This is a genomic window from Brasilonema sp. UFV-L1, from assembly GCF_012912105.1.
GTDB lineage: Bacteria > Cyanobacteriota > Cyanobacteriia > Cyanobacteriales > Nostocaceae > Brasilonema.
In genome coordinates this window covers 1-16,702 of the sequence record NZ_QMEA01000032.1, presented here as the reverse complement: position 1 = coordinate 16,702, position 16,702 = coordinate 1, and the positions used below count along the sequence as shown (strand labels likewise).

Sequence of the window (16,702 nt, the reverse complement as noted above, 5' to 3'; positions counted from 1 at the left end):
GTTTATGCTCTAAAGCCTGACGTCTAAGTTGTTAAGATAGGACAAAAACTCTTTGTACTTTTCATAGCCTTATCTCTTCTCGCTCACCCACAAAATCACTAGTCGTTATCTGTCGTTTTTGGGTTTTTAAAAGAATTTTATCTACTAAAGCAGATATGCCAGCTACTGTAGGTTCTTCAAACAGGTTATTTAAGGAAAGTTCTACTTGAACGGCTTCACGAACCCGAGAAATAACTTGAGTGGCTAGTAATGAATGTCCCCCTAGTTCAAAAAAGTTGTCGTAGATACCCACTTTCTCAATACCAAGTAATTGTTGCCAGATTTCACCAATAGTTTGCTCAAGCTCATTGTGAGGAGCAACATAAACATTACTGAGTTCAGGTCGTGGGTGTGTATCTTGGGATCTATTAACTTTTTCTAAGCTTTCAAAAGAAATTTTTGAAAAGGAATTATTTAGCTTAATTCTAGTCGTTAAATCTTCAGTTGATACTGTAAATCGGGGAGATGGACTATCCAGAATACGCAGAAAAACCTCAACACCTTCTGAAGGAAGTAGTGCATTCTGGAGGTATTCTTCTTCAAGAATATTAGAATTAATTTTGGCAGCGTTTTTGACTGCCTCTACTGACATTCCAACTTCTTGCCAATCATCCCAATCAATACTAACTGTAAAAGTTCTATTTTGACAAGTATTGTAATAACAGAAAACATCAAGGAATTCGTTAGCAGCAACATAGCTAACCTCACCAAATTTTGTTTTATACAGTGCAACACCTATAGATGAACAAAGAACTAAAAAATCTAGTTCAACGTGTTCTAATAGCTTAGCGAGTACCAATGTACCCCTCACTTTGGGTGCTAGAACATTTTCTGTTATTTCTTTTGTTCTTCTTTGAATAACACCTGCATAATCAACAACAGCAGCAGTATGGATAACACCATTTATTGGACCAAACCGCTGTTGAGCCTTGGCGATCGCTGCTTGCATTTGTTCAAAGTTAGCTACATCGGCGCTGATAACTAAAACCTCAGCTCCAAACTGTTCGAGTTTTTGAATTTTCTGAATTTTACGACTGATATCATTGTCTTCACCGTAATTAGTAAGCCATTTGACCCACTCATCTGGTGCCGGAAAAGCTGAACGACCTAACAGAATTAATTTGGCTTTTACAGTCTTCGCCAGATTTTCTGCTAGCACAAATCCAACGCCTCCAAGGCCACCTGTAATCAAGTAAACTCCTTGTTCCTTTAACCTTATATTTGTTTCACTGGGCTTATTTAATTGGACTGGTTCAAAAGTTTGTACCCAACGGTGAAGACCACGGTAGGCAATAAACAAGTCGGAGAATTTTGCTTGTAGTTCGTTGAATAGCTGGTCTATAAGCTTGCGTTCACTTCTAGTTCCTGATTTGGGAAGGACAACATCAATGTTACGACAGCTAATTGAGGAGTATTCTTGCGGAATAATCTTAATTGCTCCCAACATGGTCGCTTTCTCAGGACACAGTTCTTCTTCTGTAGTTACTGGCTGCACATTATTTGAAATAACAGTCAGTTGAATCTCATCCATCACATTGTGTTTCCCAAGTGCCTGCGCTAGAAAGATAAGACTGTGCAAACCTAAATCTTGAGCTTTGTCAACCTCTTCAAGCCTTGATACTGTTTGGCTGTTCTTTGTGACACTCCACAAATGGACAATTGTGTTTGGGAACTTTCTTTGCGCTAAAATTTCTTTGACTAAAGTATGGTAGTCATCAGGTTGTTGAGGGTTCAGAGTATATGCACAATCGCTATGCTGAGTAAACTCTGCTCCAATTTTAACACTAATAACATCACGATCATCCCGTTCCAATCGTTCTACAATTTGGGAACCCAAGCCGCAATCATCAATAAACACTAGCCAGGATGATTTACTCTCCACTAACTCTTCATCTGCAAGAGACAATGGTGGTAAGGATTGCTTCCAAGAAGGTAAGTAAAACCAGTCAGCGACATTTGGTTTTTTGCCCAGTGATACCTGAGATTTACGGTTATTGTCTAACTGTTTTTGAGATTCAATCCAATAACGCTGACGCTCAAAAGGGTATGTTGGTAAGGGAACACGAAAATGTTTTTGGTGGTTATAAAATCCAGACCAATCCACTTTTACGCCAAAAAGCCAAAGCTTGCCTAATGTAGTGAGCAAAAACTCTACATCTGATTGACGATCTTGCGGATGACGTAACGAAGTTAGCACAACTTGCTTTACTGTCTGATCTGAATGCTGTGTGGCTAACGTACTTAGCGTCCTTCCAGGACCAACCTCTAGCAGGATTTGTTCGGGTTCTTTCAACAACTGTTGCAGTCCTTCCGAAAAGCGCACACAGGATCGCAAATGCTTTGCCCAATAATTTGGGTCTGTTACCTGTGACGCTGTAATCCAAGTGCCAGTGACATTAGACAAGTATGGAATTTGTGGGGGATTGAGAGTTACTTTTTTGACTGCAAGGGTGAAGGGTTCCAAAATAGGATCCATCATCTCAGAATGGAATGCATGGGAAGTATGCAGACGTCGGCAGTTTAAGCCTTTTTCTGCAAGCTGGTTCTGCAATGCCTCCACATCATCCGTGCGACCTGAAACCACACAAAGGGATGGTCCGTTAATTGCAGCAATTTGTAGAGACGTTGCATGCATCTCTACATTTAGGAGGGCTTGCACCTTTTTTTCTGGAAGATGAATAGCAAGCATTGCCCCTGTTGGCAGTTGTTGCATGAGCTGCCCTCGTAAAGCTACTAGAGCTAAGGCATCTTTTAAAGATAAAACACCAGCCAGAGTTGCTGCTACATATTCACCGATACTGTGACCAATCATTGCTTTTGGATGCACGCCCCAAGACATCCAGAGTTGAGCTAGGGAGTAGGCGATCGCAAACAAAGCTGGCTGTGCAATAGCTGTCTGTTTAAGTTGTTGTGCTGCTTCTTCAGCTAATTCCTCTTGAGGATACAATATAGATTGTAGGTCAAATCCTAAATGAGGTTTGAGGATTTCCGAACACAAATCGATGTGCTTGCGAAATGTAGGTTCAGTCTGGTAGAGTTCGTGCCCCATATTCACATATTGAGAACCCTGCCCTGAAAACATAAACACCACAGACCGCTCTTTGAATTCCTGAAAGTTTGTAAAAACTCGTTGCGGATCAGCTGACTCCAATGCGTTTGCAGCTTCATTAAGCTCTTGGCAAACTACAATCCGTCGGCGATCAAAAGCTCTACGACCAACAGCAAACGTGTAAGCTACATCAGCAAGGTCAAGATCGGGATGCTGTTTTAAGTACGCAGCTAGATTTGCAGTCATTTCATCCAGCGCAGAACTGGTTTTAGCAGACAGCGATAGTAGTTGCCAAGGTCTGGAATGTCGAGATGCGATATCTTGCGTCTGGTCAACAGGTGCTTCTTCTAAGACAATATGGGCATTAGTACCCCCGATGCCAAAGGAACTGACCCCAGCACGGCAGGGTGTTCCGTCTGTTGTCCATTTGGACAGCGTCTTATTGACGTAAAATGGGCTATTAGCAAAATCAATATTGGGTGATGGTTTTTCAAAGTTCAAGCTAGGAGGCAGCAACTTGTGTTTCAGCGCTAAGGTAGTCTTAATTAGACCCGCCACTCCAGCGGCTGCATCAAGATGTCCGATATTTGTTTTTACTGAACCAATAGCACAGAAGCCCTTCTTCTGAGTACTGGTCCGAAAAGCTTGAGTCAGTGCTGCAATTTCAATCGGATCTCCAAGAGTTGTTCCAGTTCCGTGTGCTTCTATATATGAAATGTCCTCAGCCTCAATCCCTGCTACTGCCAGAGCCTCTGAAATTACTGCCGCCTGACCGGACTCACTTGGAGCAGTGTAGCCCACTTTCAACGAACCATCGTTATTGATAGCAGAGCCTCTGATAACTGCATGAATGTAGTCACCATTTGCCAAAGCATCCTCTAACCTCTTCAGCACAACAATGCCTACACCATTGCCATCGACAGTTCCCTGAGCACGAGTATCAAAAGCTCGGCAGTGTCCGTCAGGAGAGGCAATACCGCCATTTTGGTAAAAATAACCTTCTTTTTGTGGAGTGTAAATGGAAACACCACCTGCCAGTGCCATATCGCATTGATAATTTAGCAAGCTTTGGCACGCCAAATGAACAGTAACCAACGAAGTAGAACAGGCAGTGTTAACGTTAATACTGGGTCCTGTCAGGTTCAATTTATAAGAAACCCGTGTAGGCACATAATCTTTATCATTGCCAATTGAAACTTGTAAATTGCCTGCTGATTCGATGAGGTCGTGGTTTGAAATTAAGTTTCTTGCCAGGTAAATATTCAAACCAGCGCCAGCGTAAACACCAATTCGACCGTCGTATGCTTGAGAGTCATAACCAGCATTTTCAAGAGCTTCCCAAGCACACTCTAGGAAGAAACGGTGCTGGGGGTCCATCAACTCAGCTTCCTTGGGTGTAAAGCCAAAGAATAGAGCGTCAAACATTTCGATGTTTTCCAACACTCCTTTGGCTTTGACATAGTTAGGAGAATTTAGTAAAGCCGGGTCTACACCTGAAGCGATGAGTTCTTCATCCGTGAAGAATGTAATTGACTCTACACCGTTGACTAAATTTTGCCAAAATTTATCAACGTTGTTAGCTCCCGGAAAACGACCAGTCATGCCAATTATGGCTATAGGTTCTAAAGAGTCCTGAGTTTCCCAATTATACATTTGCTTTCCTCTTCTGCTTTATGAGTTGCTTTTGTCTTTTGATAGCCTCTTTTTGCTTTTTGGCTAATTCATCAATTGGGGCAAGGGCAGTTTGTTCTACATTATTTTCTTGGCTTAAATATTTAGCCAAATTACTTATAGTTGGATACTTAAACAAGTCAGTGACTGAGATATTGCTATTGAAGATTTCTCTCACTTTGTTCCCTACTTGAATTATAAGGAGTGAATTACCACCAATATCAAAAAAGTTGTCGTAGATGCTTACTTGTTTTCGCCCGAGAACTTCCATCCAAAGCTGAGCTAATATTTCCTCTGTAGGAGTACTAGGTGCAACGAGGCCTTCTTCCAAATCACTTGTAGATAAATCTGGTGTAGGTAGAGCGTTGCGGTCTAGTTTACCGTTAGGTGTTAGAGGCAAAACCGACTGCATGACAAAAACTGACGGCACCATGTAGTCGGGCAGTTTTTCCTTGAGGAAGCGGCGCAGTTCACTAGTGTTAAGGACTTGCTCCTGGTAGGGAACCAAATATGCCACTAAGCGCTTCTCACCCGGTTGGTCTTCGCGGGCAATGACCACCGCCTCCTGCACTTTAGGATGTTCGGTCAACACTGCTTCAATTTCTCCCAACTCTATACGAAAGCCGCGAATCTTCACCTGGTTATCAATTCGACCGAGATACTCAATGTTGCCATCGCGCAAATACCGGGCTAAGTCTCCAGTTTTGTATAGCCGTGCCCCCTCTTCGTGGCTAAAGGGGTTGGTGATAAATTTAGCGGCGCTTAACTCTGGGCGGTTGAGATAGCCGCGAGCTACTCCAACACCACCAATATAAATTTCACCCGTGACACCCACAGGAACAGGGTTTAGATATTTATCAAGCAGATAAATTTGGATATTTGCAATTGGGCGACCAATAGGTACTGTCTTTTGGTTGGTAAGACTATCTTTACACTGCCAAAAGGTGACATCTACCGCAGCTTCTGTTGGGCCATAGAAATTATACAGTTGGGCATCAAGTCGATGAAAAAAGCGTTGTTGAAGTTGGACTGGCAATGCCTCACCACTTGCTATCACCCGTTTGAGAGACTGACATTTTTCTAAACCTTCTGCTTCCAGAAACACTTGCAGCATTGATGGTACAAAATGTAAGGTCGTAATTTGCTGCTGTAAAATTAAATTAACTAGGTAGCTGGTATCTCGATGCCCTTCTGGTTGAGCTACTACTAAACGTGCACCTGTAATCAACGTCCAGAAAAATTCCCAAACTGACACGTCGAAACTGAAAGGGGTTTTCTGCAATACGCAATCTGCTGCTGTCAATTGGTAAGCATCCTGCATCCACAATAAGCGATTACAAATTCCCCTATGGGTATTCATCGCTCCTTTTGGTTGACCCGTAGAACCAGAGGTGTAAATGACGTAAGCTAAATTATCGGATGTAACGTTGCAAACTGGGTTTTGTGTCCTCTGTTGAGCGATAAGTTCCCAGTTACTGTCTGTGCAAACTAATTTTGCCTGATAAGTTGGTAAATTTTCTATTAGGTGCTGTTGTGTTAATAAGACGCTTGGTTGCGAGTCTTCTAACATATAAGCCAAGCGTTCCTTAGGATAGCTCGGGTCTAGTGGTATGTATGCACCACCTGCTTTGAGGATGGCTAATAGTCCGATAACCATGGAGAGCGATCGCTCTACACAAATTCCTACCAGTACTTCTGGTTTTACACCTAAAGTTTGCAAATGGTGCGCTAGTTTATTTGCCCTTACGTTCAGTTCTCGATAAGTAAGTTGTTCTTCCTCAAAAACCACTGCTACAGCATCCGGTGTTTTTTCTACCTGAGCCTCAAACAACTGATGAATACACTTGTCCTGGGGATAATCTGCTTGAGTGTTGTTCCACTCCACAAGTAACTGATGTTGCTCAGCTTCACTCAGCAGAGGCAATTCAAAAAGCCGTTGTTCAGGATGAGTGATAATCCCCTCTACCAAGGTCTGGAAATAACCTAGTATCCGGCTAATTGTGGCAGCATCGAATAAGTCTGTGTTGTACTCACAATTCAATATCAGCTCATCGCTGATCTCAATAACATTAAAGCTGATATCAAATCCAGTAAAACTGATAGGTGGAGCGAAAATCTCTGTTTCCAGTCCAAACATTTTTGGCACAGCTGCAGGTCGCTCCAAGTTAAATATGGTTGCAATCAGAGGGGAGTGGCTTGCGTCCCGACCTAATTTCAGCTGTTTAAGCAACCAAGCGAAAGGATAATCTTGATTTTCGTAAGCCTCTAACAAGACACCCTTCATTTTGCCAAGATATTCGGAAAATGTCAAATTTTCAACAACACAACTTCTGATGGGTAGTAGGTGAGCACAGTACCCAACAAGCTTTTCACTACCTGCAGAAGACCGCCCAGCAGAAGGAATACCTACTACAATATTCTCTTGGCTTGTCAATCGGTGAAGAAAAGCCGTATATGCAGACAGGAGAGTCATAAACGGGGTGCAACCCTTTGTTGTGCTGAACTGTTTCACTTCACGATAAAGGCTTGCATTCAGCCGCAGCGTTTGCCTATTACCCCTATAGGTTTTTATTGGAGGACGAGGACGATCTGTTGGCAGGTTTAAAACAGGAGTTAAACTTGCAAATTTTTCCAACCAATAGGATTCATGGGCTGCCATTTCCTCAGTTTGACTTTGCTGTTCCTGCCAATTAATGTATTCCCTAAATTGCATCGGTGGCTTGAGTTGATAAACTTCACCCTGACACTCTTGTGAATACAATGCACCTAATTCTTGCAAGATAACGTTTATTGACCAGCCATCGACGACAATGTGATGAGCTGTCATAACCAGTAGATGTAGCTGTTCTTCTAATTTAAGAACGTAACAACGGAACAGAGGTCCTTGAGTCAGGTCAAAAGGTTTTAGGCTTTCTTGTTTAAACCACTGTGTTACTTGAAAATCGCGATCGCCCAAAGGGCGGCTCCCAAGGGGAGCATCGCCTGCATTAGATAAATCAATTAACGAAATATCTATCTTTAGAGATGGCAAAATCTGCTGAAAATTACCCTGACTGTCGATCTTTGTCCGTAAAGCCTCATGGCGATCTACAACTTGCTGTACGGCTCGATTCATCGCCTCCAGATTTAACGAACCTTTTAATTGCAGACCGATCGAGATTTTGTAAGCGAGCGTGCTATCGTCTCCGATCTGATCCAAAATCCAGAGTTGCTGTTGAGCTTTAGTTAAAAGGATTTTGTCTGTTTCTTTCTCGACTTCGCCTTCTTTTACTAAGTTAGATTCACTTATTTTTTCCGATGTTTGTATTAATTTTTGCTCTTTTTGGCTGCTATTACTGTCAGAATTTGGTAAAAAATCACCTTCTCGCAGTTCGGCGACAATATTTTTAATTGTTTGAATTAGGTAATCTATATCTTCGTCAGTATGCGCCGCAGACAGAAAACAATTGCGCCCCTCCCAAACATAAATCCCCTTTTCGAGCAAATGATAAAATAACAAGTCCATATTGCTCGAAAAAGCAAAACGGAACAACGAGCCAAAATAAACGATACGAATGGGTAAATTCTCGCCTTCAAAATAAGCATTCAGCGTGTCCGCTAACTTAGCTGTGCGCTGATTCAAATTCTCTTGCAAAGTAGATCCGCGCATCTTTATTTCTTTGAGGACAGCACTCGCAGCAGCTAGAGCTAGAGGATGTTTGCAGAAAGTGCCAGCAAAAAATGTCGTCTCTGCTTGAGGATAGGATGCATCTTCATAGTTCCACATCCCACCGTCAAGACTATTCATATAAATAGCTTTACCAGCAACGACACCGATAGGCATTCCCCCCCCGACGATCTTGCCGTAGGTAGCAATATCTGCATCAATACCGAACCATGCTTGCGCTCCACCAGGATGAATGCGAAAACCAGTAATCATTTCATCAATTATCAATGCGATTCCCTTTTCTCGCGTTAACTGTCTCAGTTGGTGGAGAAATTCTCTCGGTTGGAGATCGGGTCGGCGGCTTTGTACTGGTTCGACTAAAACGGCTGCCAGTTCGCGTGCGTGGGCTTCGAGTATCTCTAAGGAATGAGGATTGCCATAGTCAAGCACCAAAACATCTGCGACTGTATTTGATGTAATCCCTGGAGCAATTGGTACTACATTTAAACTGTCGCCGCTCGTTTGAGTTATTGCCAAAGTCCCATCAAAGTGACCGTGATAAGAACCAGCAAACAAAGCAATTTTTTGACGACCTGTAACTGTGCGTGCCAAGCGCAGTGCTGTCATCACCGCTTCGGTTCCAGAATTACAAAAAGTAACTCGTTCCATTCCCGTAATTTGGCAAATTAGCTGCGCTACCTCTCCTGCCAGACGGGTTTGGGGTCCAATTTGTATTCCTCGATCAACCTGCTCTTTTAAAGCGGCGATCACTAAATCGGGCTGGTGTCCAAACAAATTCACCCCAAATCCCATTGTCAGATCTAAGTACTCATTTCCATCGATATCCCAAATTCTCGAACCCTGAGAACGTTCTCCCACAATCGGATAGAGCATTTCTTTGGTAGAGAAACGAAAGCCCGCCGAAGCCCTATTGTCTGCCAAAATTGGTCGATAGGTTTGCGTTAGTTGTTTTGAGGTTTGAGTGCGCTGGGTATAACGAACGATGAGATCTTCTAAGTGACGCTGTTGTTGCGGGTTGAGTCCTCGATGGCGAATTTCGCTGACTTTCCAGGGGGGCAAGGGCGAAAATGTTTCTTGAGCAATTGGTTTGGGTAGTGTTGGCTTAAGTGTTTCGACTGCGGGTTTTGAGTGTCCGTTGTGGGCAGAAAAATTGGGAACTGTGGATAAACCATTACCCCGCATCACTTCTAATTGCTGAGACATAAGCTGAAGCTGCTGCTGAATAATTGCTTCCATCGCTTTCTGGGATCCCATCTGTTGCTCTACTGTCGCTCGCTCGCTTGGTTGTGATATTTGCGGCGACAGTACCTTAGTTTCTATCTCATTTAAAATTAAATCTTTTGGGACGATCTGCTCGTTTAGATAATTTGCCAAGGCATCAAGGGTCGTCAACTCCTCAAATAATTGGCGAATAGTAATTTTTATTCCATAGGTTGTTTCAATGCTGTTAACGGCATCAATAAGGACTATAGAATCAGCGCCCATTTCTAAGAAAGGAGCGTTTATATTTATCTCAGATGGTTCTGCTTTAAGTAAATTCGCAACCAGAGTTCGCAAGGTTGTGAGAATTGTTTCTTTTTGGTTCGTTTTGGTGAATGTAGTCAAAGCAGGATTTAAACCGTTAGTAGCGATCGCGTTTGTCTTTATAGGCTTGGATAACTGGTTTGGCATTGTGCTTTGTTCTTGAATCCAGTAGCGTTTTCTTTGGAAAGGATAGGTGGGAAGCGAAAGTAGGCTACGTGAATAATCTCGATCAAATCCCAGCCAGTCAATCTCTGCTCCGCTTATGTATAATGCGGATAAACTTTCCAGCATCACTCGCCAATCCTCTTTCTGCGGTGCTAGAGAAGGTAGCCAAACCGCCTTTTCTTCTTGTTGACAGCGTTTACCTAAGCTCGACAGGATTGGTTTGGGGCCAATTTCTAAAAATAGTTCGTATCCTTGTGCGAATAGAGTTTTTATCCCTGCCATAAATTGTACTGTTTGGCGAGTGTGTTGTCGCCAATATTTGGCATCGGGGATAAACTCTGAGTACATCATTTGCCCTGTCAAATTGGAGATCAGGGGAATACTTGGAGCGCGAAATTGGATTTGACTGGTTTGTAACTCAAAGGTATCCAAAATATCTTCTATTAAAGGAGAGTGAAAGGCATGAGACACTTTTAAGCTTCGAGTCTCAATTCCTCGTGCTTCCAAGGCATCAGCGATTGAGGCGATCGCTGGTATACGCCCAGATATCGTAATATTTTTGGGGGCATTGATGGCGGCGATCGCTACTTCTGAGGTATAAGGTTGAATGGCTGTTGCTACTTGTGCTTCATCAGCAAATACAACTAGCATCTCACCTTGAGGAGGCAGTGTCTGCATCAATTTTGCCCGTTCGGAAATCAGTTTGAGTCCGTCTTCCAAGCTGAATACTCCCGCTACACATGCAGCGACATATTCACCCACACTATGACCCATAACTACATCTGGAGTTATCCCCCAAGATTTCCATAACTCGAAAAGTGCGTATTCTAAAGCAAATAATGATGGTTGAGTATAAATTGTTTTATTTAGGGGAGAATCACTCTCTGATTCGGGATATAAAATTGATAGTAGCGGCTTTTCTAAATAAGAAGACAGAATTTCTTGGCAGTGGTCTAAACAGTTGCGGAAAGTAGGTTGAGTTTGGTAAAGTTGTCGTCCCATCCCTAAATACTGGGAACCCTGACCGCTAAACAAAAAGGCAATTTTAGGAGACTTTTGACCGAGCGAGCAATCGCTTGCTACCCCAGAATTCTCTTTGCCAAGAATAAAATCATTCAATGTCGTTTGCAATTGCTGTCGAGATTCAACGATCGCAGCCAATCTATGGTCAAAATGCGTTCGTCCAGTATTGGCTGTGAAGCAAACATCTGCTAAAGACTCTTGGGGATTTTGTTCTAGATGAGTTTGATACTTTTGTACTAACTCCTGCAAAGCCGATTCATTTTTTGCCGAGAGAGTCAACAAATGTTTGGGGCGTTCGCGTAGCGTCTCCTGTGGAGAATCGCTTTCTGTAACGGGAAAAGAAGGATCAAAGATAGGTGCTTCTTCCAAAATTACATGAGCGTTAGTGCCGCCAAAACCGAATGAAGATACACCAGCAAGACGTTGCTCTTTATCATGTAACCACGGTTGAAGTTCGGTAGCGATCGATAATGAAGTGCTTTCAAGAGAAATATGAGGATTTCTCTGTTTCAGATGTAGATGAGGAAACTTCTCTTTATGAAGTAAAGATAGCACTACTTTAATTAAACCAGCAATACCGGCAGCAGCCTCCAAATGACCTATATTGGTTTTAACCGAGCCAATCGTGCAAGGTTGTCGATGCGAGCATTCGTGCGTCAACACTTCTTTAAGAGAATTCAGTTCAATGGTGTCTCCTAAAAAAGTGCCAGTACCATGAGTTTCTACATAACCGATCTGTGCTGGTGTTACGCCAGCATTGGCTAAAGCTTGACGAATGACCGCCTGTTGAGCAGCACCGTTAGGAGCCGTAAGTCCATTACTGCGGCCATCTTGATTGACTGCCGAACCTTTAACGATCGCCAGAATTTTATCTCCATCCCTAAGCGCGTTGGACAGACATTTGAGAACCACTACACCACAACCTTCTCCACGAACATAACCATCCGCATTCGTATCGAAGGTCTTACAGCGACCGTCAGCAGCCATCATTCCTGCTTGATCGAAACACATAGTCAGTTGGGGAGTGAGAATGAGATTGACTCCTCCAGCTAATGCTAGTTCGCATTCTCCTTGGCGCAAGCTTTGACAAGCCTGATGAACTGCCACTAGAGATGAAGAGCAGGCTGTATCTACTGCCCAGCTTGGACCCCGCAAATCTAGAAGATAAGATAGGCGATTAGCGGCAATACTAAAAGCATTACCAGTTCCAAAATAGGCATCCAATCTAGTCTTCAAGTCGAACTGTAACTGAGAATAATCAAAGTTGCTGATGCCAAAGAAAACCCCTGTCTGACTTCCTGCTAACTTATCTGGTGCCTTGCCAGCGTGTTCTAGAGCTTCCCAGCTTACTTCTAGTAGCAGACGCTGTTGGGGATCCATACTTTCTGCTTCACGTGGGGATATTCCAAAAAACTGCGGTTCGAATCGATCCACTTGCTCCAAAAAGCCACCATAGCAAGCATAGTTGTCCCAACGCGATGCGGGTACAAGAGCGATCGCATCGACTCCGTTGCGTAATAGCTGCCAAAAAGCATCTGGATTGTTGGCTTTTGGGAAACGACAACCCATTCCAACAATCGCGATCTCTTCAGTTTCTTTCCTACTTTCAGTTTTAATTTTTTGCGGAGCAAAGCCTTCGCAAGCAGAAGTTTCATCTACTAGATGTCGAGCTAAGCCTTCAAGGGTAGGATAATCGTATAGTAAGGTGGGAGAAAATTCGCGTCCAAGCCATTCTTGTAGTTCGCCCGAAATTCTCACTGCTGCCAGAGAATTTAAACCATATTGAGCTAGAGCTTGGCGAATATCTATCTCTACAGGTGATACTTGCAGATGTTCGGCAATTTTTGCCACTAACCAAGCTTTGATCGCCTCTACATTTTTAGATTTTGGTTGATCGTTGAGTGCTGGTAGTTGATCGTTTGTACTCCCTGAAGAGTTGGCTGACAAATTATCCGTTTGCAGTTTTTGCCACAGGGATTCTACTTCTGATTCCAGATGCCGAAAATGGTTTTTGTATTGGGGATTTACACTCCAGTCTGCCACTACATCCAAACTACCAGCCAGAAAACCTTCTCGACAAGCACTACGCTGCACTTTCCCAGAAGAAGTTTTTGGAAGCGTTCCAGTTTTGAGCAGCAAAATCGCGTAAGCTTGTAAATCGTGCTCTTCTGCCACTGCTTTGCGAATTGCCGCGATCGCATCATTGCCATTTAACTTCCGCAGGTGAGTTCGTTCTACCTCTTGGACGATCACCAATTGTTCTACACCAGCAATTTCGACAGAAAAAACCGCTCCACAACTAGGACGTAGTGCTGGATGGCTTTGTTCTACTGTTAGTTCGATATCTTGAGGATAATGATTGCGACCCAAGATAATAATCAAATCTTTCAACCGACCCGTAACAAATAGCTCGCCATCCTGCAAAAACCCTAAATCTCCCGTGCGTAGATACGGTTCTTCATTCGTGTCAAGATAAGCATGGAAAGTATCTTTTGTCTGCGATGGTCGATTCCAGTAGCCACTAGCCACACTCGGACTCGATACCCAAATCTCTCCCACTTGTCCATCTGTAAGCCGAGTTAAAGATTTGGGTTCGACGATCACGATTTTTGTATCCAACCAACTCCGACCACAGCCGACTATTTTTTGAATATCCGAGCGATCGTCAGTCGCAACTATTGCTTTGTTTTTTTCGAGAGCAGTTCTCTCGACTTGGCAAATCACTGGAGGTTGCGTTTTCAAGCCTCCAGAGACAAATAAAGTTGTCTCAGCCATCCCATAGCAAGGATAAAATACTTCGTGGCGAAAGCCGCAATCGGCGAAAGTGCTAGTAAAATGCTCTAGTGTCTCAGCTCGGATTGGTTCGGCTCCGCTAAAAGCCACTTCCCAACTACTTAGATCGAGTCGCTCGCGCTGTTCTTTCGTAATTTGGCGAACGCAAAGCTCGTAAGCAAAATTAGGACCTCCACTAGTAGTTGCCTTGTAGCGTGAAATTGCCTCTAGCCAGCGAATTGGTTTTTGCAGAAATGCTACAGGCGACATGAGAAAACACGGTATTCCCAAATATAGGGGCTGTAACACATTGCCAACTAATCCCATATCGTGGAATAAAGGCAACCAACCGACAAAAATAGTATTGTGCGTATGTCCAAATGCTCTTTGAATTATTTGCTCGTTGTGCAAGAGATTGCCGTGAGTGACCATTACTCCTTTCGGCGTTCCGGTAGAACCTGAAGTGTACTGGAGAAAAGCGAGAGTGTCGCTGCTCGCAGTTGGATCTTGCCAGTCTGATGCACAGTCGCTGTCAATCTTATCGATAGCTAGCCAGTGTATGGCAGATAATTTTGGATTCCGAACCAATTGACTTTCCATGCTAGTCAATTCGGATGTTGTAGTAAGCGCCGCCGACGCTTGGGCATCCAATATAATAGCTTGCAGTCTGGATAGTTTTTGATTGCGTCGAGGCGGATAGGCGGGAACGGCGACAAATCCAGCGTATAAACAGCCAAAGAACGCAGTAATAAAATCTAGACCTGGTGGAAACAGCAACAAGACTCGCGAACCAGGAACTTTAACTCGGTCTTGAAGTCGAACGGCGATCGCTTGCGCTTTTCGCTCCAATTCTTGATAAGTAAGACTTACGCTTTCTGTTTCTCCGTTTATTAAAAAGGTATAGGCAATTTGTTCGGACTGATGTATGGCTCGGTATTGCAAGATATCTAAAAAGGTAGAAAAATTATCCATTTTCTTCTCATCTTTATAAGGTTTCAGCATATAATTCGACTCCACCGTCTCAATGTCGTTCTTATCGTATATCGCTGCAAACATTCCAACAGTGGTAATGTATCTGGCATGGGCTTTCTGTCGTGATTGAGTTGTAGTTGTGGTAAACAATAACTCTACTACGGAAAGCCCTCTTTATTTTGGCGAAGGTATTGGGCAATAGGAATGAGTTTTGAGCAAATAAATCGTACTTCTAAATATGTTTCAGTACTCCTCTGAATGACTCTCTAGGTTAGGAAGTTGGTCTTTGAGTTGTTGCAGCTTATGCTGCAATGTGTGGTCAGTGTCGTTGATGTAATGGCTGGTCATATCAAAGTCAGTAGACTGAAAACTTTTCTAAAAGACTTAAGCGCCCTTCATTTGAGCGAGGAAACACAATAAAGCCGAAATCCTTCCATAATCTGCCTTTTGGGCAACAGGCTCGTGGACGCCAAGGGTTCCGTACCCGAAGCGTCAAGCCTCCGGCTTATCGCTTTTACTCGCTGTGATCCATTCCAAAAACGTTGCTTGAAACCCTGATTCTTGCGTTGACTGACAAAACTTTTCGGTCTACTGAAAGTCACTGACGTAGTGGCTGGTAATTTCAAGGACACGGACGAGGACGTAGAACTGACAATTATTTTTCTCCTTTAAATAATTGGGTCTTGTGGAACAGCATGTGAGTACAGTTGAAATTCAACAATGCCCTCCTATTTATTTAGTGGGTATTTCTATAAATTGTTTATGCAGTGATTGCTCAAAAAAATAAATAATTTTTCAGAAAAATTTCGAAGCTATCCCACTAATATTCTCTGAACCCAGATATGGATAGTAGCAAGGTCAACGAATGCATCAAAATATACTTTTTGGCGTTCCCAGCGAACAGCTAAACGACGAGATTTACGTTGATACCAAGCAAAACAACGTTCTTGCTGAAATCGTGGAACAGAAATTTTGATGGGTCTGCCTTTGTTTTTCTTAGTTTTCCAAACTCGTTTTGGTATCTGAGGTCGGATCCCTCGTTTGCGTAGACTTGTACGTTGTTGTTTCGAGTCATACCCTTTATCAGCAGCCAATACCTTAAGTCGTTTACGTGGTCTGCCGCGCTTCAAAGTTTTTAATTTTACTTTATCTAGTAAAGGTAACACTTGTTCTCTCTCGTTACCGTTCGCTGGAGTAGTGGAGTTGGCCAGGGGCATTCCATTACCTTCATTAAGGGTGTGAATAAGAATACCTTTGCCTTTCCCTCCATACGCAACTTCTTCACCTCCTCCTTTCCCAGGGGGAAAAAGACCCGTCAACCGCGCCAAAGTCCCAATTTATTAGTCCTTTCTCATCTGCGATCGCTAAAATACGCCTCTGTAAATGTTCAAATGTTCCATCGGAGCGCCACCGTTTTAACCATCGGTGGGACGAGCTTTTTGATGCCCATGTATTGCCCCGTGGTAAATCACACCATCGACACCCAGTAATTAGAATGTACAGCAGACTATTTAATACATGGCGATATGGTGCATGAGGCATTCCTTTAGCACGCTTGGATGGTTCCTGGGGAAATATATCCTCAAACAACTTCCATTCCAGGTCGCTCAATCCTTCAAAACGTCCAGCCATTAACTGATACATCCAACTCAAGTGAGAACTAGATTACCAGATTTTTACTTTAGTGGGATAGGTTCATGAAAGTTGAGCAGAATTATGTGGATAAGTAGGTCAACATTGAAAAACGTAAGATAGAATTTTTGCGATTAAGTAGCTGGACAGAAATAAATAAGACTGTGTAAAGAAAGGTTAAGTTCAGA

At 43.1% G+C, this 16,702-nt stretch carries 4 protein-coding genes; all 4 read right to left on the bottom strand.

Annotated elements, in window-relative coordinates; genetic code table 11:
* Positions 1–61: 61 nt before the first annotated feature.
* The 4 genes from DP117_RS11975 to DP117_RS11955 all read right to left on the bottom strand — a co-directional run bounded on the left by DP117_RS11975 (position 62) and on the right by DP117_RS11955 (position 16,526).
* Positions 62–4,741, bottom strand: coding sequence for a type I polyketide synthase (locus tag DP117_RS11975; protein ID WP_169218529.1), 4,680 nt, complete (start codon positions 4,739–4,741; stop codon positions 62–64).
* A complete protein-coding gene (locus DP117_RS36180) occupies positions 4,734–14,882 on the bottom strand; it encodes a non-ribosomal peptide synthetase/type I polyketide synthase (protein WP_248277637.1) in 10,149 nt (3,382 codons plus the stop codon). Before DP117_RS36180 ends, DP117_RS11975 begins: the two co-directional genes overlap by 8 nt.
* 812 nt (positions 14,883–15,694) lie before the next feature.
* On the bottom strand, positions 15,695–16,201 hold the full coding sequence (locus DP117_RS11960; RefSeq protein ID WP_211176059.1) for a transposase: 507 nt from the start codon (positions 16,199–16,201) through the stop codon (positions 15,695–15,697).
* Positions 16,164–16,526: a transposase gene (locus DP117_RS11955; protein WP_211176058.1), complete on the bottom strand. Its 363-nt coding sequence runs from the start codon at positions 16,524–16,526 to the stop codon at positions 16,164–16,166. The genes DP117_RS11960 and DP117_RS11955 overlap by 38 nt, the downstream gene beginning before the upstream one ends.
* Positions 16,527–16,702 lie beyond the last annotated feature (176 nt).